This window comes from Nannocystis sp. RBIL2, assembly GCF_026626745.1.
Lineage (GTDB): Bacteria > Myxococcota_A > Polyangia > Nannocystales > Nannocystaceae > Nannocystis.
This window is the reverse complement of the sequence record NZ_JAPNJW010000002.1, coordinates 1,110,842-1,128,594: the sequence shown is the minus strand read 5'-3', so window position 1 is coordinate 1,128,594 and position 17,753 is coordinate 1,110,842. Positions and strand designations below refer to the sequence as shown.

At 72.4% G+C, this 17,753-nt stretch carries 15 protein-coding genes; 9 read left to right on the top strand and 6 right to left on the bottom strand.

What is annotated here, in order from left to right:
• Positions 1–369 precede the first annotated feature (369 nt).
• Positions 370–891: an RNA-binding protein gene (locus OV090_RS29655; protein ID WP_267708000.1), complete on the top strand. Its 522-nt coding sequence runs from the start codon at positions 370–372 to the stop codon at positions 889–891.
• A gap of 206 nt (positions 892–1,097) precedes the next feature.
• Here the strand turns inward: OV090_RS29655 and OV090_RS29650 are convergent, their stop codons facing one another.
• Positions 1,098–1,802 carry a PepSY-like domain-containing protein gene (locus OV090_RS29650; RefSeq protein WP_267707999.1) on the bottom strand — a complete coding sequence of 235 codons (705 nt, stop codon included), beginning with the start codon at positions 1,800–1,802 and terminating at the stop codon, positions 1,098–1,100.
• A gap of 23 nt (positions 1,803–1,825) precedes the next feature.
• On the opposite strand from OV090_RS29650, the gene OV090_RS29645 reads away from it, so the two are divergent.
• Both OV090_RS29645 and OV090_RS29640 read left to right on the top strand, forming a co-directional pair.
• Positions 1,826–2,305: a GNAT family N-acetyltransferase gene (locus tag OV090_RS29645; protein ID WP_267707998.1), complete on the top strand. Its 480-nt coding sequence runs from the start codon at positions 1,826–1,828 to the stop codon at positions 2,303–2,305.
• 382 nt (positions 2,306–2,687) lie between these two features.
• Complete coding sequence (locus OV090_RS29640) at positions 2,688–3,242, top strand: hypothetical protein (protein WP_267707997.1); 555 nt, start codon at positions 2,688–2,690, stop codon at positions 3,240–3,242.
• 57 nt (positions 3,243–3,299) lie between these two features.
• Here the strand turns inward: OV090_RS29640 and OV090_RS29635 are convergent, their stop codons facing one another.
• From OV090_RS29635 to OV090_RS29625, 3 genes are all read right to left on the bottom strand, one after another.
• Complete coding sequence (locus OV090_RS29635) at positions 3,300–4,112, bottom strand: hypothetical protein (protein ID WP_267707996.1); 813 nt, start codon at positions 4,110–4,112, stop codon at positions 3,300–3,302.
• Position 4,113: 1 nt separating this feature from the next.
• Entirely contained in the window at positions 4,114–4,509 is a 396-nt protein-coding gene (apaG, locus tag OV090_RS29630) for a Co2+/Mg2+ efflux protein ApaG (protein WP_267707995.1), read from the bottom strand.
• Positions 4,510–4,618: 109 nt separating this feature from the next.
• Positions 4,619–5,137, bottom strand: coding sequence for a hypothetical protein (locus tag OV090_RS29625; protein WP_267707994.1), 519 nt, complete (start codon positions 5,135–5,137; stop codon positions 4,619–4,621).
• Positions 5,138–5,245: 108 nt separating this feature from the next.
• Here OV090_RS29625 and grxD point away from each other — a divergent pair, with 108 nt between their 5' ends.
• Complete coding sequence (gene grxD / locus OV090_RS29620; protein ID WP_267707993.1) at positions 5,246–6,166, top strand: Grx4 family monothiol glutaredoxin; 921 nt, start codon at positions 5,246–5,248, stop codon at positions 6,164–6,166.
• A gap of 132 nt (positions 6,167–6,298) precedes the next feature.
• The gene (locus OV090_RS29615) at positions 6,299–6,676 is read left to right on the top strand and encodes a hypothetical protein (protein WP_267707992.1); all 378 of its coding nucleotides are present in this window, start codon (positions 6,299–6,301) and stop codon (positions 6,674–6,676) included.
• A 341-nt stretch (positions 6,677–7,017) separates the two neighbouring features.
• Here OV090_RS29615 and OV090_RS29610 read toward each other — a convergent pair whose 3' ends face one another.
• A complete protein-coding gene (locus OV090_RS29610; RefSeq protein WP_267707991.1) occupies positions 7,018–7,509 on the bottom strand; it encodes a hypothetical protein in 492 nt (163 codons plus the stop codon).
• Positions 7,510–7,577: 68 nt separating this feature from the next.
• Between OV090_RS29610 and OV090_RS29605 the strand changes: the two genes are divergently transcribed.
• From OV090_RS29605 to OV090_RS29590, 4 genes are all read left to right on the top strand, one after another.
• Entirely contained in the window at positions 7,578–9,629 is a 2,052-nt protein-coding gene (locus tag OV090_RS29605; RefSeq protein ID WP_267707990.1) for an ABC-F family ATP-binding cassette domain-containing protein, read from the top strand.
• Between the two features lie 182 nt (positions 9,630–9,811).
• Positions 9,812–10,801, top strand: coding sequence for an ADYC domain-containing protein (locus OV090_RS29600; RefSeq protein WP_267707989.1), 990 nt, complete (start codon positions 9,812–9,814; stop codon positions 10,799–10,801).
• A gap of 8 nt (positions 10,802–10,809) precedes the next feature.
• On the top strand, positions 10,810–13,539 hold the full coding sequence (locus OV090_RS29595) for a serine/threonine-protein kinase (protein ID WP_267707988.1): 2,730 nt from the start codon (positions 10,810–10,812) through the stop codon (positions 13,537–13,539).
• Positions 13,540–13,575: 36 nt separating this feature from the next.
• Positions 13,576–16,227 carry a tetratricopeptide repeat protein gene (locus tag OV090_RS29590; RefSeq protein ID WP_267707987.1) on the top strand — a complete coding sequence of 884 codons (2,652 nt, stop codon included), beginning with the start codon at positions 13,576–13,578 and terminating at the stop codon, positions 16,225–16,227.
• 209 nt (positions 16,228–16,436) lie between these two features.
• On the opposite strand, the gene OV090_RS29585 is transcribed toward OV090_RS29590, so the two are convergent.
• The gene (locus OV090_RS29585; protein WP_267707986.1) at positions 16,437–17,729 is read right to left on the bottom strand and encodes a tetratricopeptide repeat protein; all 1,293 of its coding nucleotides are present in this window, start codon (positions 17,727–17,729) and stop codon (positions 16,437–16,439) included.
• Positions 17,730–17,753: the final 24 nt, after the last annotated feature.

Here is a 17,753-nt window from a genome sequence, read left to right as displayed (position 1 = left end):
TCGGCGTGCGCCGGCCTGCGAGGCGATCCACCGGGCCGTGGAGGTCGGCGCGGCATGGCCGCCGGCCCGCCGACTTCCAGGGGGTGAGGTGAATTCCAGGCCCCGGCCGCGTGAGGTGAAATCGCCGCCGGAGGGGTTCGCGGAGGTTGACAGGGCCCGGGCCGAGGGCGGATCCTGCCCCTGGTCATGACCTCAATCGGCACTCACGGAGCCCGCCGGGTCGCAGCCGGCCTCCCTCCGGTCGCGTCGCACGTGTGCGTCCGGCGTGTCGCTTGTGGAGTGTCGACGCAACGACGCGGTCCCGCTCAGGGCGCCGCGAGCCACGGCCGACGTGGCGTGCAGTGAAGAGAGAATAGGAGAGAGACAGAAGTGAAAATTTTCGTCGGTGGACTGGCGTGGGCGACGGGCGACGAGAGCCTGCGCGCGGCCTTTGAACCCTTCGGTAAGGTCGACGAGGCGATCGTCGTCAAGGACAAGGAGACCATGCGCAGCCGTGGTTTCGGGTTCGTGACGTTCGCCGATGAGACGGCCGGTCGTGCCGCTCTCGAGGCGATGAACGGCGCGGTGCTTGACGGGCGGACCATCCGCTGCGATGCCGCGGTCGAGCGCGCCCGCAGCGATCGGCCCTCGCGGCCCTTCGTCGAGCGTGCCCCGTCGGGCGGCTTCCAGGGCGGTGGCGGTGGTCCCCGCGGTGGCGGTGGCGGCGGTGGCGGCCGTGACTTCGGCGGCGGCGGCGGTGGTCGTGGCGGCGGCGGCGGCGGCTATGGCGGCGGCGGCGGCGGCGGCGGTGGTCGCGGCGGCGGCGGCGGCGGTGGTCGTGGCGGCGGCGGCGGCGGTGGCCGTGGCGGTCGCGGCGGCCGGCGGCGCGACGACGACTACGGCGACGACTGAGTCCTGCGTCGAAAATTGAGCCAGTGCGCCGCCCCGGGGGAGACCCTGCGGCGGCGCGCTCGCTTGGGTCGCCGTCATCTAGCGGCCGGGACTGACGGACGAAGATCTCGGTCGAGCTGGTCCAAAGGACAGCTCCCGGTTTCAGTGCGGGGGGCGCGCGGTCGGCCGGGCGTGCGAGAGCTGTCTATTGGGGCATGTCCGAAAGGCTAGGCCGGGACCTCGATGACGGCAGGGACCACCAGCTCGTGGCGGATCACGGTGCCGTCGGGCTTGAAGTAGAGCTCGTGCAGGCGACCGCCGGTCTCGAACTCGATCTCGTACTCGTCGCCGGCGCCGGTGAGGGTCTTCTTCTCGACCTCCTTGATCGCAACGCCGGGGTGGGCCTTGTCGAACGCGGCGCGCACGGGCTCGGGGAGGGCCTTGGCGTCGATGTGGCACTCGGTGTAGACGACGCCGCCGTCGGCCCTCGCGCTGAGCTCGCACTGTTGCTTGTCGGCGGTCTCGACCTCGACCTCGTGCAGGCGGCCATGCGGGACCACGTGTTCGGTCTCGTAGCGCAGCACCTTGGCGCCGGGGTAGGTCGCGTCGAGCTGCTTGCGCACGGCCTCGGGCACCGCGGCGGCGTCCTGGTGATAGACGGACAGGTAGCGCACCGAGCCGTCCTTCTCGAGCTCGACCTTGATCTTCTCGACACCCTGGGCCGTGCCGGCGGCGCGCACGAGATCGGTGTCGAGCTGGCCAGGGCCGACGGGCGCGGGCGCGGGCGGCGGAGCCGGTTTGGCCTCGGCCGGCGGGGGCGCGGCGACTTTGCTCGGAGCAGGGGCGGGCTCGGCCTTGCTCGCTGTCCCGGGGCCGCATGCGGCGAAGAGCAGGCCAGCGACGCCGAGCGCCAGGATGCCGTGGTGATGCATGGTGCGAATTACTCCTGGTCCAAGTGTACACTCATGCGGTGCGGGCGCCGTCGATCCGGCTGGCGCGGCCTGCTGACCTCGCCGCGATCGCCACGGTCCATGCTGCCTCGGTGCGAGCGCTGTGCGCCGGCCACTACTCGCCGCAGGCGATCGAGCAGTGGCTCGCGCCGAGCCCGGGGCTGTACGACCGCATGCTGCGCTCATCGACGGTCTACGTGGCCGAGCGCGCCGGGCAAGTGGTGGCGTTCGCGGCCGTCCGCCTGGCGACCCGCGAGGTGCGAGCGATGTACGTCAGCCCGGGGGCGACCGGCGGCGGGCTCGGCCTGCGGCTGATGCAGCGCGTCGAGCGAGTCGCCCGAGCGTTCGGCGCCGCGGAGCTGCGCTTGTCGGCCACGCTCAACGCCGTCGGCTTCTACGAGCGGCTCGGCTGGCGCCGCGACAGCCGCGACAGCGGCTCGAGATCGCCGCAGCGCTGCGTGGCGATGCGCAAGCGGCTGATGTGAGACGGTCCGCGGGTGCGCCTGCGACCGCGAAGGTCGGGTGGGGCGGGCGGAGCGAGGTGTCTTGAGGGACAGATGAGGCAGAGGTGTCGGCGTCGCGGTTTCGAGGACTGACCCGAGAGACAGGTGAAATTCGCAGACTCGGGGTCGATAGATGGCTGTCTCATGAGACAGGTGAAGTCGACGGGGTGCTGACGTTGGCTGTCCCGAGGGACAGGCCGAGCGTCCGCGGGCGTGAGGCTGCGAGGCCTCGCCCGATCGCGTTCGCCACCGCGGCAGGCGCGGCTCGTGTGAAAGCGCGCGCGAGGAAACCGCGGCCGCGGCGGCGCGCGCTCCGGTCGCACGGGTCGTCAGGGCGGTGGCGCCGGGGTACATTCGCGCGCCCATGACGAGCGCGATGGTCCGCCTGTTCCCGCCCCGTACGCCCGCCGCCGTGCTGACCGCGGGGTGGGGCATGCTCGGGGTGGTCGCGTTGCTGGCGAGCGCGCTCGTCCGCCTGACGCCGCTGGCGATCGAGCCGCTGACGACCGGGATGACGCCGCTGCAGTGGGGGCTGTACGTCGGCTGGTCGCTGTTCAACCTGTACGCCGAGGGCTACAAGGGCTTCCAGAAGGCGTTCGTGCCGCGCGCGGTGGCGCGGGCGTTCTACCTGGCCCGCTACCCGCGGCCGCTGCACGTGGCCCTGGCGCCGCTGTTCTGCATGGGGCTGTTCTACGCCAACCGCAAGCGGCTCATCCTGTCGTGGGGCCTGGTGATCGGGGTGACTGCGCTCGTCACTCTGGTCCGCGGCCTGGACCAACCGTGGCGCGGGATCGTCGACGCGGGGGTGGTGCTCGGGCTGTCCTACGGGACAGTCGCGCTGCTGATCGCGTTCGTCGCGGTGCTGCGCGGGCGGCCGATCACCGTGTCGCCCCAGGTGCCGGACGGGGCGCCGCAGTAGGCTGGCCTTCGGGACAGGCTGTCCGGGAGGCCAGGCACGGCGCCGGCCGGATGCAGCTCAGTTGTGCGAGACGAGGCCGTACTCGACGCACTCGTCCTGGGTCGGCTTGTCGAGGCGGACGTAGACCTGGATGTCGTCGGAGCTGCCGGAGCAGTTGAAGTCGGACACCGTGAAGGTCGCGCCGCCGCAGCAGCCGGGGCGCAGGGCGCCGGACAGGGCGGTCTGCGTACCCTCGGGGCAGGTGATTTCGGTGCCGACGGCGCCGCCCTGGTCGCACTCGATGAACTGACACACGCGCACGCTCGCGGACGAGGTGACCTTGACGGTCGGCTCGGCGACGTGGCCGAAGGTGTCGAGGCCGTGGTAGGTGTACCAGTCGACGTCGCCGGCGCCGCTGAGCACGCCGTCGGCCATGACTGTGATGTCGTCGTCGTCGGTGATCTCGCCCAGGTCCTGGGCGTTCGCCTCGGTGTCGTCGGGCTCGCCGAGGTCGCCGTCGCAGGCCACCGCGGGCACGCAGATGCCGTCGACGCACTCGAGGCCGTCGGCGCAGGCGTCCCCGTCGCACACGCAGTTGGCCTGGCCGGGATCGCAGATCGGGCCGGTCGTGCCGGTCGGCTCGTCGGTGGTGCTGCCGGTGGTGGTCGTCGTCGAGGTCGACGTCGGGTCGCCGGTCGTGGTGCCGTCGCTGGTGGTCGGCGTCGGACCGGTCGAGGTGCCGGTCGTCGTGGTCGAGTCGTCGGTGGTCGACGGATCGGTGCCCACGGTGGCCGTGGTGACGCCGCTGTTGCTGCTGCTGTCGCCCGGCTCGTCGCCGGTGCTGCAAGCGAAGAGGGCGAGCGAGGTGAGGAGCAGCGTCGCGCGTGTCATCTCAGTTCACCGCGTAGGGGATGTTGAGGGCGAACGGAGCGATCTCGGCGTCGAACTGCTGGCCGTCGTCGCTGACCATCTGGTAGGTGCCGCGCATGGTGCCGTAGGCGGTCTTGAGCGGGCAGCCCGAGGTGTACTCGAACGACTCGCCGGGCGCGAGGACCGGCTGGGCCCCGACGACGCCGGCGCCGCGGACCTCCTCGGTGCGGCCGTTGGCGTCGGTGATGACCCAGTGACGGCTGACGAGCTGCACCGTGTCGATGCCCTCGTTGGAGATCTTCACGGTATAGGCGAAGAACCACTGCCGCTCGCTCTGGCTGGCGTGCGAGTGTTCGGGGAGGTACTGCGATGCGACGCGCACGCGCACGCCGTTGGTGATCGCCTCGGAGGTCGACACGGGCCATCTATACGCCGCGCGCACGCCCGCCGACAAGCGGGCCCGGACTCGCGCGTTCGGGCGTCGTGACCCGTCGTGGCGCCGCTTCGGCGCGGCCGCGCAAGAATTCTCATTCACCGGTCGGCGCGGCGCAGGCCTCGGCCTCGGCCTCGCAGCCGGCGGGGCTGTCGTCCATGAGGAGGAAGCCGATGCACGCCAGGCACACCGGGTCCATCAAGGTGTCGGCGGTGCAAGCCTCGCTCTCGAAGCAGGACATGCCGACGCAGAGGGCCAGCTCGAAGGCCTTGCCGGCCTCTTCGGGCGAGAGGCCGTCGGCGCACATCTGGGCGCACTCGAGGTCGAGGCTGAGGGCGCACGGGAGGACGCAGTCGAGCAGCTCGCCGCAAGTCGGCGGCGGCTCCGGCGCGAGGGTGGTGCTGCTGCCGCCGGTGGTGGTGTCGCCGCCGGTGGTGGTCGTCGTGGTCGTGAGCTCGCCGGTGGTCGGCGGCTCACCGGTGGTGGTCGTGGTGCCGGTGCTGGTGCTGGTGGTGGCGGGCTGGTCGAGCCCGCCGAGCAGGTCGTCGCTGTTGCAGGCGGTGCTGATGCAGGGGGCGACCACCAGGGCGAGGAGCGACGCACGACGCGACATGCGTCCGTCACGATAGCAGGTGCAAGCCCGGGCCGGGGACGAGGCGCCTGAGAAGCCGCACGCGCGCCGGCGAGAGGCGAGTTCGGCGGGCAGTAGTACACTGCCGGGATGCCGCTGACAGAGGCGCTGCGAGACAGGATCCAGGGGCTCATCACCGCCGATTCGGTGGTGCTGTTCATGAAGGGCACGCGGTTCCGACCGGCGTGCGGCTTCTCGGCCGGCGTGGTCGAGGTGCTGGACTCGCTGGTGCCGGGCTGGACCAGCGTCGATGTGCTGGCCGACGCGGAGCTGCGCGAGGGCATCAAGGAGTTCTCGGCCTGGCCGACGATCCCGCAGCTCTACGTGCGCGGGGAGTTCGTCGGCGGCGCCGACATCGTCCGCGAGATGCACGCGTCGGGCGAGCTGGCGACGCTGCTCGGGGCGGCGGAGGTGAAGCCGCCGCAGGTGCAGGTGAGCGCGCGCGCGGCCGGGGTGTTCCGCGAGGTCACGGCGGAGGCGGGCCCGGGCGAGGCCATCCGCATGCGCATCAGCCCGCGCTTCGAACACGACCTGGCGGTCGAGGGCCGCGAGCCCGGCGACCTCGAGGTCACCGTCGAGGGCATCACGTTGCTGTTCGATCGCATGAGCGCCGCCCGGGCCGAGGGCCTGCGCATCGACTTCGTCGAGCGCGACGGCGAGGCCGGCTTCGCCATCGAGAACCCCAACGCGCCGGCGCAGGTGCGCCCCATCACCGCGCGCGAGCTACAGGGCAAGCTCGCGCAGGGCGCGGTGCGGCTGTTCGACGTGCGCACGCCGCAGGAGCAGGCCATCGCGGCGATCGCCGGGGCGCGCCTGGTCGACGAGGCGGTGCGCGCGGAGATCCTGGAGCTCGATCGCGGGACGCCGCTGGCGTTCCACTGCCACCACGGGGTGCGCTCGCAGGCGGCCGCCGAGTTCTTCGTCAGCCAGGGCTTCCGCGAGGTCTACAACCTCCGCGGCGGGATCGACGCCTGGTCGCGCGAGGTCGACTCCGGGGTGCCGCGCTACTGACCGTCGCGCGCGCCCGGCCCGCCAGCGTTGCGCTTGACCGGCCCGGATCGGTAAACTAGCGTCCTCGCCATCCGCGCCATGTCCTTCGCTTCTTCTGTCGTTCGCTCCTTGTCGCGCCCTGTCCTCGGGGCCATGTCGCTCCTGCTCGCGGTCGGCCTCGGCGGCTGCGCCAGCCCGTGTGAGCGCCTGAGCCAGGGAGTGTGCGCCGGCGGCGACGCCGACTACTGCGCGGCGGTCGACGCGTGGCTGGCCACTCGCCTGGTCGACCCCGCCACCAAGGAGCCGCTGGTCGGCGAGGCGCGGGACCAGATGTGCGGGGCCATCTACGACAACGTCGAGATGTTCTACGCCTACCAGTTCAAGGCCAAACAGAAGCTCCTCGGCGAGCCCGACTTCATCCTGGCGTCGCAGAAGAAGGCGCAGGAGGAGGCAGAGGCCTACGAGGAAGCGAGCAAGAAGATCAATGAGGAACCGGGGGAGTCGCCCGGCGGCGCGAACATGTCCGATTGAGCAGGGCCTTTCGGGCAGGCTCGATCGGACAGGTCCGAACGGTCAGGGGCGCTCGTCGTGACGCCGGCTGTTGGATGCGACAGGTCGCGGGGCGCGCAGGACGCGAACGCGATGCGTCGGAGGCCGCGAGGGGCGGAGCCTGTCTGATGAGACAGGCCACGGGGCGCGCAGAACGCAGGCGCGAGGTGGCGCTCCTGTCTGACGGGACAGGTCGCGGGGGCGCGCAGGACGCGAGCGCGAGACGACGAGGACAGGAGCCTGTCTGATGGGACAGGTCGTGCGGGCGCGCAGGACACGGGCGGCGTGTCCCGCGGGCGCTCGGACGGGTCGGCGCGCTCGAGTCAGGCCGCGGGCGGGCGCGTCGGGACCGGCAGGCGTCGATCGCCCAGGCGCAGCGCGACGGGGTCGCCGTCGTCGAGCCACGGGGCGAGGTCGGCGAGGGCGGTGTTGGTGAAGCGGACGCTGAGGGGGCGGCCGCTGGGCTCGGCGGGGACGGTGCAGCGCAGGCCCTGGCCGGGCTCCTCCCACAAGGTGTCAAGATCGAGCGGGAGGTCGCGGCCGTCGTCGAGGTGGAGCCGCGGCGCGCCGTCGCCGGCGCGGGTGACCCGGAGGGCGCGCAGCAAGCAGTCCTCGACCTGGAGGTAGCACCACTGCTCGCCGACCCGCAGGCTGGGCTCGCCGGCGGGCGTGACATCGAGGCCGCGGAGGAACAGTGCGCGCACGCCGGGGTGGGTGACCGGGTCGTCCTCGAAGAAGAACTGGCCGCGCCGGTCGAGCCGCAGCGGGACCTGGCGCCTGAGCCGCTCGAGGGTGTCGGGATCGAGGGTCGTCATCGCGGTCGTGAGTGTACGCGCACAGCGGCCGTGTGCACGCCCCTGGAGTTCGGCGATAACCCGCGGCCGTGAGCATCGTCGTGTTCGAGAACGTGTCGCTGGGCTTCGGCAAGAAGACCATCGTCGAGGCTCTGAACCTGCGGATCGGGCGCGAGGACCGGATCGGTCTCATCGGCCCCAACGGGTCCGGCAAGTCGACGCTGCTGCGCATGCTGGCCAACGAGCAGGGCACCGATCGCGGCACGATCCGCTTCGCGCGCGCGGTGCGGGTCGGTTACCTGTCGCAGGACCTGAAGCTCGGCGGCGGGCAGACGCTGACGAGCTTCGTGGTCGGCAGCGTGCCCGGGCGCGCCGAGCTCGAGCGCGCGCTGGCCGAGGCCGAGCGCGAGATGGCGACGGCGGAGCAGAGCGGCGACGAGGATACGATGATGACCGCGGCCGAGCGGCTGGCCGACGCGCACACGCGGACCGCCGACTTCGACACGCAGTACACCGAGCACGAGGCGCTGCGTATCCTCGCCGGCCTCGGCTTCCAGCCGGAGGACGCGGCGCGCGACCTCGACGAGTTCAGCGGCGGGTGGAAGATGCGGGCGGTGCTGGCGTCGCTGCTGTTCCAGCAGCCTGACCTGCTGCTGCTCGACGAGCCGACCAACCACCTCGACCTGCCGTCGGTGGCGTGGTTCGCGGCCTACCTCAAGCGCTACCGGCGGGCGTTCGTGCTGGTGTCGCACGACCGCGAGTTCCTCAACGAGCAGATCGATCGCGTGGTCAGCTTCGAACCGGAGGGGATCCGCCAGTTCAGCGGCGACTACGAGGGCTACAAGCGCCAGCGCGCCGAGGAAGAGGTGGTGCTCGAGAACAAGGCCAAGAACCTGGCCCGCGAGCGCGAGAAGACCGAGCAGTTCATCGAGCGCTTCCGGGCCCAGGCCACCAAGGCGGCGGCGGTGCAGAGCCGGATCAAGATGCTCGAGAAGATGGACGAGGTCCGCCTGTTCGAGCGCCGCCAGGTGATGGGGTTCGACTTCCCGCCGTGCGAGCGCACCGGCAACGAGAGCCTGCGCGTCGACGGGCTGCGCAAGGCCTACGGCGCGCGCGTGGTGCTCGACAAGGTCGACCTCAGCGTCCGCCGCGGCGAGAAGATCGGCATCATCGGCGTCAACGGGGCCGGCAAGACCACGCTGCTGCGCACCATCGCCGGCGAGTTGCAGGCCGACGGCGGCAGCATCACGTTCGGCAACAAGATCAAGGTCGGCTACTACGCGCAGCACCACGCCGACGCGCTCCGCAGCGAGCGCACGGTGTTCGAGGAGGTCGCGGCGGTCGACCCCAGCGCCGGGCAGACGCGCGTCCGCACGATCCTCGGCGCGTTCCTGTTCAGCGGCGACGACGTGGAGAAGCCGATCCGCGTGCTGTCGGGCGGCGAGCGGGCCCGCGTGGCCCTGGCCAAGCTGCTGCTCAAGCCGGGCAACCTGCTGCTGATGGACGAGCCGACCAACCACCTCGACCTCGATTCGAGCGAGAGCCTGGCCGAGGCGCTCAAGACCTACGACGGCACGCTGCTGTTCGTCAGCCACAACCGCAGCTTCGTGCGCGCGCTGGCGACCCGGATCTGGGACGTCGAGGGCGGCAAGGTCGAGACCTACCCGGGCACGCTCGACGAGTACATGGACTCGAGCCGCCGCCGCCGCGACGGCGAGCCGCCGGCGGCGCCGGGCCGGACCGCGGGTGCGACCCGTCCTGCGGAACATGTGCAAAAGAGCAGGTCCGAAGCGCCAGGGCGCAACGACAAGGTCCCTGCGGACAGGTCCGAACCGGCGAAGCCGGGTCGCGACGCCCGCCGGCGCGAGGCCGAGCGCCGCAGCGAACGTAACCGCGTGCTGGGACCCCTCCGCAAGCGCGTCGCGGCGATGGAAGGGGAGATCGCGGCGCTGGAGGCCGAACAGCGCCGTCGCAGCGCTCTGCTCGCAGATCCGGCGACCTACGCCGACAACGACCGCCGCAATGAATTGCTGGACGGCTATCGTCGCGACGCGACTGCGCTTGAGGAACTCACCGCTCGTTGGGAGGTCGCGCAGGCCGAACTCGAAGGAATGGAAGCCGAGGTCGCGGGCGAGGCGTGAGCGAATGACCCTTCAGGGTCGCTCTGACTCGCAATGTCAGGCTCCAGATTTGCCTACTTCGTTCTGCGAGGAATTCACCGCGGGTGCTGTCGCGGCTTGAACGGTGGATCACGATAACGTCGCACATGCCCTCGCACGCCGCGTTCGCGGCGTAACGCCGAGCACGCTGCTATAGTGCCGTGATGCCGATTCTGGAGGGGGCGATGTCGAAACGATTGACGTGGCTGACCGGTGTGGCGGCGAGCATGCTGAGCGCGGGCTGCGACGTGCCGCAGGCGGGCGAGTGCGCCTGCAGCGACGAGGCGGTGAGCGTGCGCGAGACGCAACTCAACGGGACGCGGCTGAACGGGACGCGGCTGAACGGGACGCGGCTGAACGGGACGCGGCTGAACGGGACGCGGCTGAACGGGCCCGACGGTTCGCTCGATTACATCGAGATCGAGAAGATCAAGCTGCGCAAGGAGACCTACACCATCGAGTCGAGCTGGCTGGTAGGGAGCAACCTGCACGTCAAGACGACGACCAAGGAGACGTTCTCGGGGACGCAGCTCGACTCGTCGAAGATCAAGTTCGATCTGCTGGAGGACGGGTCGTCGCGGAAGAAGACGGTCAAGGTCCTCGACGTCGAGCCGCTGTCGCCCGGCTCGGACGTGCTGCTCTACGACCTCGCGCTCAAGGTCGAGGAGAAGGAGTGGGAGCCGCTGTGCGTCGACAACGCGGGCGAACCGACGCAGGCGATCCTGCTGGCAGATGTGTGGGACGCGTCCACCGGCGATCGCCTGACCGCGACTGGCGACGGGTTGACGTTCGCCTGCCGCGACGCGGCGCTGGCGAAGTGCGTCGAGTGGGGCTACAAGCCGTGGGACCCCGATCTGCGCGAGCTCCATCAGGCTTGTACCCGCCTGGTCCGCGCCGATTATTGCGGCGACGGCGTGTCGCACACGGCGCCGGGAACGCTGGTCCACGTGCTCGATCAGGTCGGCGTGCAGACCGTCGATCCGGAGCGTCAATTCGTGGTCGAGGCCGAGTGGGGCCCCGACGGCGCGGTGTGCCTGAACGGCGCCAACATGCGACTCGGAGCGCAGCAGATCGGCTGCAGCATCCCCGCGTGCGGCGGTGACTTCGCGTCGGGCGGTCTTATCCAGAGCGGCAAGATCGTGGTAGGTCCGTAAATGGCCGGATGAGCGAGGCGAGCCCAGATCCCGCGTCCATTGGCCCCTTCCTCGTGGAGCGCAAGCTCGGCGAAGGGGCCATGGGCGTGGTGTTCGCCGGCTACGACCGCAAGCTCGAGCGCAAGGTGGCGCTCAAGCTGGTTCGCAAGCAGCTGCTCGACAACCCGGCGGTGCGCGAGCGGATGAGCCGCGAGGCGCAGGCGATGGCCCGCCTGTCGAACCCGCACGTGGTGCAGGTCTATCAGGTCGGCGAGCACGACGGCGGCATCTACATGGCGATGGAGTACGTCGAGGGCGAGACGCTCTCGGAGTGGCTCCGCAGCGCGCCGCGGCCGTGGCAGCTGATCTTGCGCACGCTGTGCGACGCCGGTCGCGGCCTGGCAGCGGCGCACGCGGCGGGGCTGGTGCATCGCGACTTCAAGCCCGACAACGTGCTGGTCGACGCGGCCGGGCGCGCGCGCGTCCTCGACTTCGGGCTGGTGCAGGCGGAGGGCAGCCCCGACGAGCTGGCCGAGCGGTCGGCGATCGATCAGGAGGTGGCGATCACTGCGATGGGCGAGCCGTCGCACGCGACCGCGCCGGGGACCGAGCCGCTCGACCGCTCGAACCTGCTGCACTGGTCGGTCCGCCTGACGCAGATGGGCAACGTGCTCGGGACGCCGGCGTATATGTCGCCCGAGCAGCACTTCGGGCGCCCCGCGGGGCCGACGTCGGATCAGTTCAGCTTCAGCATCACGCTGTACGAGGCGCTCTACGGGGTGCGCCCGTTCATCGGCGATTCGTGGGCGGCGATCCGCCTGCAGGTCCAGGACGGCATCATCCCGGCGCCGCCGCTCGAGTCGCCGGTGCCGCGTCGCCTGTTCAAGGTGATCGCGCGCGGCCTGGCGCTCGAGCCGGCCGACCGCTGGCCGAGCCTGGCGGCGATGATCGCGGCGCTCGAGCACGACCCGTGGAAGGCGCGCGTGCGCGTGGCGGCGATGGCGGGCCTCATCGGCGCGGCGTCGCTGGCGAGCTACGCGGTGGCGGTGTCGCAGGTCGAGGGCGGGCAGCGCTGTCAGTTCGACGCCGACAAGCTCGCGGGCGTGTGGGACCCGTCGCGCGTGACGGCGATGACCCGCGCGTTCGAGGCGACCCACCTGGCGTTCGCGACCGACACCGCCCGACGCGTGGAGGGGCGCGTCGATGCCTATGCAAAGGCCTGGCTCGGCGCGCGCCAGGCGGCCTGCCAGGATCACGCGGCCGGCGTGCAGACCGATCGGCTGATCGATCTGCGGGTAGCCTGCCTCGAGCGGCGCAAGGCCCACCTGGCGACGCTGGTCGACGTGTTCATCGGTGCCGATGCGGCGGTGGTCCAGAACGCGGTGCAGGCGACGGCGTCGCTGCCGAGCCTGAGCGCGTGCGCCGACTCGAGCGAGCTGGTGGCGAAGGTGCCGCCTGACGATCCTGCGGTGGCCGAGCGCGTGGAGGTGGTGGGGCGCGAGCTGGGTCGCGTCGACATCCTCGAGCGCACGGGGCAGTACGAGGAAGGGCTGGGGCTGGCGAAGCAGCTGCGCACGGAGGCGGCGAGCCTCGGCTACCCGCCGCTCGCGGCCCAGGCGGCGCTGAGCGAGGGCCGGCTGTTGATGGCGTCGGCGCGCGCGGTCGAGGCCGAGGCGGCGCTGCGGCAGGCGCTCAAGCTGGGCATCGCCCACGACCTGCACGCGACGGCGGCCGAGGCGGCGATCATGCGGATCTTCGTGCTCGGCAACGAGCTGGCGCGTCCGCAAGAGGGGCTCGCTTCGGTGCCGTTCGCGGAGGCGCTGGTCGAGCGGGCCCACGGCGCGGCGCTCCTGGGCCCGCTGCTTCACAACAACGCGGGGGCGATGCACGACCTGCTCGGCGACGTCGATGCGGCGCGCGCCAGCTACGAAGCGGCGATCGCCGGGCTGCGCGGCCTGGCCGAGCCCGATCCGCTCGAGGCGATCGTGCAGCACAACCTCGGGCAGATGTTCCTCGATCGCGGCCGCCTCGATCCGGCGCGCGACCAGTTCCTGCGCGCGCTCGAACGCTTCGTGGCGATCGTCGGCGACGGTCACCCGCTGGTGGCGCACCCGCTGATCGGCCTCGGCGACGTCGACCTCGGGCGCGGGCGTCACCTCGAGGCGATGCCGAGCTACCTGCGCGCGCTGGCCCTCCTCGAGGGGGCGCACGGGCCGGAGCACCGCTACTTGATGTACCCGCTGGTCGGCCTCGGGCACGCGCATGCGCGGGCCGGGCGCGCCGACGAGGCGGCGAAGTTCTACGCGCGCGCGGTGCAGATCGCGGAGCGGGCGGACATCCGCGATAAATTCTTCGCGGCGGCGCTGGCGGGGCTGGCGGACGTCTCCGCCTCGGCGAACGCGACAGAGCAGGCTCAGCAGCTGTACGAGCGGGCGTGGACGGTCTACGAGGAGCTCGGCGCCGATGACGAGGAGGCGGCTCGCGCGGCGCTGCGGGCCGGCGAGCTGGCGCTCCAGCGGAACGAGCGCGAGGCGGCGAGCCGGTGGTTCGAGCGCGTGCTGGCGAAGCCGGGCGAGGCCTCGCGGCAGCTCCGCGCCCGCGCCGCGGCTCAGCTCGCCGGGGTGCTGGCGGCGCGCGGCGGGGCGGGGAGCGCACGGGTCTGCGAATTGGCACAGGGGGCCGCCGCAGGCCTCGACGAGGCCGAACCGCTGCGCGCACAAGCGAGCAAGCTGGCGCACGAGTCTTGCGCCGGCCGTTGAGCGTGCGTCCGACGCGGCGGGGTATGATCGCCGGAGGTGAGCGCCGGCGACGTGGAAGACACGGTCCCGGGGGACAAGGCCCCCGCTTCGCCGCGCGCTTCGCCCGAGCCGGTCGAGGTCCCGCAGAGCATCGGTCGCTATCGCGTGCTGTCGCAGCTCGGGGTCGGCGGGATGGGCGTGGTGTACGCGGCCTACGACAACGACCTCGATCGCAAGGTGGCGATCAAGCTGGTGTTGCCCGACAGCGAGGGCCTCGGTCGCGAGGCGGCGCTGCTGCGCGAGGCGCAGGCGCTGGCCAAGGTCGAGCACCCGCACGTGGTGCGCGTGTACGAGGTGGGCAACTACCGCGGCCAGGTCTACCTGGTGATGGAGTTCCTCAGCGGCGCGACGCTGCGGAGCTGGATGCGCGCCGAGCCGCGGCCGTGGCGGCAGCGGCTGGCGGTGCTGATCCAGGCCGGTCGCGGCTTGCAGGCGGCGCACGACGCCGGGGTGGTGCACCGCGACTTCAAGCCCGACAACGTGGTGGTCGACGGCTCGGGCCTGGCGCGCGTGGTCGACTTCGGGCTGGCGCAGGCCGACGCCGGTGAGGACGACAGCACGGTGCTCGGCACGCCCCGCTACATGCCGCCCGAGCAGTGGCGCGGCGAGCCGGCGGGGCCGCGGGCGGATCAGTTCAGCTTCGCGGTGACGCTCTACGAGGCGCTGTACGGGCGGCGGCCGTTCGCGGGAGCGACGGCGATCCTGCTGCGCGAGGCGATCGAGATCGGGATGGTGCCACCGCCGCCGTCCGACTCGCAGGTCCCGCGGCGGTTCTTCCGGATCCTCGAGCGGGCGCTGTCGCCGTCGCCGGAGGCGCGCTGGCCGAGCATGGCCGACATGCTGGCGGCGCTCGAGCACGATCCGTGGGCCGTGCCGCTGCGCGTGCTCGCGGTCAGCGTGGCCGTCGTGGTCGTCGGCATCGCCGGCTACGCGACCGCGACGGTGCGCGCGACCGACTCGCCGCGCTGCGAGGCGGCGGGCGAGCGGCTCGACGCGGTGTGGGGCGAGCCGCAGCGCGTCGAGGTGCGTCGGGCCTTCAAGGGCACGGGGCTGGGGTTCGCGCGCGACGTCGGCGACCGCGTGATCGCGCGGCTCGACGACTACGCCGACGGCTGGCGCGACCAACGACGGGCGGTGTGCGAGGAGCACGCGGCGGGGCTGCAGACCGAGCGCCTGACCGACCTTCGCAACGCCTGCCTCGATCAGCGGCTGGCCCACCTGTCGGCGCTGACGCAGGTGTTCATGGCGCCCGATCTGTCGGTGGTCGAGAACGCGGTGCAGGCGACCGCGGCGCTGCCGGGGCTGGCCGCGTGCGCCGACGCCAACGCGCTGCTGGCGGTGATCCTGCCCGACGATCCGACGGTGGTGCGCGAGATCGAGGCGCTGCGGGCCCAGCTGGCCCGCGCCGACGTGCTCGAGCAGACCGGGCGCTACGAGGAGGGCCTGAAGATCGCGGCCGAGGTGCGCAAGGAGGCGGCGCGGCTCGGCTACGCGCCGCTGGCGGCCGAGGCGGCGCTCAGCGACGGGCGGCTGCGGATGGCGGCCACGCCGGGCGCGGAGGCCGAGGCGGCGCTGGCCGAGGCGGTGCGGCTCGGCATCGCCAACGATCAGTACGCGGTCGCGGCCGAGGCGGCGGTGATCCACATGTACGTCGTCGGCAGCAACGAGAGCCGGCGCAGCGAGGGGCTGGCGTCGGTGATGTTCGCCGAGGCGCTGGTGGCCCGCGCTCGCGGCGACGCGCGGCTGGTCGCGCTGCTGCACAACAACATCGGCACGCTGCACGACGATCGCGAGGGCAGCGTCGACCTGGCGCGGGCCCACTACGAGCGGGCGATCGAGGCGCTGCGCGTGCGCGGCGAGGCCGACCCGCTGGCGGCGATCGTCCACCACAACCTCGGGATCATGTACGTCAACCACGGGCGGCTCGACGAGGCGCGGGCGCAGTTCGAGCGCGCGCTCGAGCTGTTCGCCACCGTGTTCGGCGCCGACCACCCGCTGGGCGCTCACCCGCGGGTCGGGTTCGGCGACGTGGCGACGCGCCGGGGTGCGTTCGCCGAGGCCATCCCGAGCTACCGCGAGGCCATCGCGCTGATGGAGCCGTCGCTCGGCGCGGAGCACCAGTTCTTGCTCGATCCGCTGGCCGGCCTCGGCGTCGCCTATGTGCGCGTCGGCATGCACGCAGAGGCCCAGCCGTACCTCACGCGGGCGCTGACGATCGCCGAGCGCGACGGCCTGCGGCGTGAACCTGTCGGCGACGCGCTGGTCGGCCTCGCCGACATCGCCGCGGCCGCCGGTCGGACCGCCGAGGCGCGCGACTTCTACGGCCGTGCCGCCGACCTGTACGAGGCCTCGCTCGAGAGCGACCCGGCCAAGGCCTCGCGCGCGGCGCTCCAGGCCGGCGAGCTGTCGGCCGCGCTGGGCGAGCGCGACGAGGCGATCCGATGGTTCGAGCGGGTGCGGGTCAGCCCGCGCGGGTCGGAGCTCGAGCGGGGCCAGGCCGCCCTGTCGCTGGCGACGCTGCTGTCGAGCCGCGCGGGCGAGCGCGCCCGCGTGTGCGCGCTGCTGACGAGCGGGCGCTCGGCGGTGCCGGAGGGCGACCTGCGGCGGGCCGACACCGAGGCGCTGTTCGCCACCTGCGAGCGGCACTGAGGGCCGGAGTCGCGTGCGAGCTCGCGGGTCGCGTCGGCACGGTGTGCCGCCTGCGAGCTGGCGAGTCGCGCTCGGGCGACGCGTCGCGGGCGGCGCCCAGGTGCGGGACGCCGGCCCGGAGCTGTCTGCGAGGGCATGACCTGGCGGACATGCCCGAAGCGACATGCCCCGGCGAGCATGTCGCTCGGGACATGCCCCTTCGGCCAGCCTCAGCCGGAGCTGCGGCGCAGGCGGGCCAGCTGGGAGTTGGCGTCGCGGGCGTAGCGGCCGGTCGGGGCCAGCTTCAGGTACGTCTCGTAGGCGACCACCGCGCCGGCGTCGTCCCTGCCGGCCTGGCGCAGCACCCCGAGGGTGAGCCAGCAGTCGGCGAGGTTGGGATCGACGGCGACGCACTTGTCGGCGGTGGTCCGCGCCTCGGACATCTTGTTCTGCTCGAGCTGGACCTGGGCCGTCAGCAGCAGGACCTCGGGGTGGTCGGGCGCTTGCTGCGACAGCTCGCCGAGGGCGGCCGAGGCGGACTTGAGCTTGCCGTCCTTGTAGGCTTCCTTGGCCTTCTCGAGCCGCTCGGTGAACGCGGCGTCGGTGGGCGCGGGAGCTGGGGGCGGGGGCTTGGGCGCCTCGACGAGCTTCGTCTCGGGCGGCGGCTCGGGCTTGACCTCGGGGGCCTTGGCATCGGGCGGCAGCGCCTCCGTGGTGGCTTCCGCGAGCGGACCGGCGTCGGTCTCTCCGCCGAACAGCGAGTCGCGCATCGCGTAGAGGGCGAGCGCGACCACCACCGCGGCGACTGCCCCGATCAGCGGCCACGGCGGAGGCGGGGGCGGGGCCGGCGTGGCGAACAGGTCGTCGTCGCCGCCGCTGTCGCTCACGGGCTCGGCGGCGCCGAGGAACGCCTGCATGAACTCGTCGGCGGGCCGGGCCTGAAACGACGGCGGCGGTTCGCTCGGCGGGGCGGGGATCGGCGCGGAGGCGATCGGCTGCGGCGGCGGCGGCAGCAGCGAGTGGAGCGGCGCGGCCTGCACCGGCGAGAGCGCCGGCAACACGTCGAGGTCGAGATCGCTGCCGAGCGGCGCGAACTCGCCGGGACGCGACAGCGAGGCAGCGCCGAAGTCGGTGCGGCGCTCGGGCTCGGGCTGGGTGGTCGAGCCCGTGCGCGACTCGACGGACAGCGGCGGGATGCCGCCGCGCAGGGTCGTCGAGAACACGCTGTCGGCCGCCAGGCTGGCAGGCGGCGGCTCGCTGACGGGCTCCGCGGGAGCTGTCCCCTGGAACATGTGCGAAAGGCCAGGCGTGGACGCGGGCTGCGAGAGCTGGCCGAAGTCGCCGAGGGGGCGCTCGTCGAGGCCGCGCGAGGGGGCCAGGCTGGCGAACGCGGCGCTCGCGGACGTTACGGGCGCGGCGGCCGCGGCCTCGGGACGCCGCGACGGATCCAACCACTCACCGCAGTATCGGCACTTGACGGCGACTTCCTGGATCTGCTCCCCACAGAACGGGCAAGGTTTCATTAGAGTGGGAAGCATACCGGGCCC

Bases quoted from the DNA above. Each gene is read 5' to 3' on its own strand.
- OV090_RS29650 (WP_267707999.1), bottom strand. From the start codon at position 1,802: ATGCATCACCACGGCATCCTGGCGCTCGGCGTCGCTGGCCTGCTCTTC.
- OV090_RS29640 (WP_267707997.1), top strand. From the start codon at position 2,688: ATGACGAGCGCGATGGTCCGCCTGTTCCCGCCCCGTACGCCCGCCGCC.
- OV090_RS29635 (WP_267707996.1), bottom strand. From the start codon at position 4,112: ATGACACGCGCGACGCTGCTCCTCACCTCGCTCGCCCTCTTCGCTTGC.
- OV090_RS29625 (WP_267707994.1), bottom strand. From the start codon at position 5,137: ATGTCGCGTCGTGCGTCGCTCCTCGCCCTGGTGGTCGCCCCCTGCATC.
- grxD (WP_267707993.1), top strand. From the start codon at position 5,246: ATGCCGCTGACAGAGGCGCTGCGAGACAGGATCCAGGGGCTCATCACC.
- OV090_RS29615 (WP_267707992.1), top strand. From the start codon at position 6,299: ATGTCGCTCCTGCTCGCGGTCGGCCTCGGCGGCTGCGCCAGCCCGTGT.
- OV090_RS29610 (WP_267707991.1), bottom strand. From the start codon at position 7,509: ATGACGACCCTCGATCCCGACACCCTCGAGCGGCTCAGGCGCCAGGTC.
- OV090_RS29600 (WP_267707989.1), top strand. From the start codon at position 9,812: ATGCCGATTCTGGAGGGGGCGATGTCGAAACGATTGACGTGGCTGACC.
- OV090_RS29595 (WP_267707988.1), top strand. From the start codon at position 10,810: ATGAGCGAGGCGAGCCCAGATCCCGCGTCCATTGGCCCCTTCCTCGTG.
- OV090_RS29585 (WP_267707986.1), bottom strand. From the start codon at position 17,729: ATGAAACCTTGCCCGTTCTGTGGGGAGCAGATCCAGGAAGTCGCCGTC.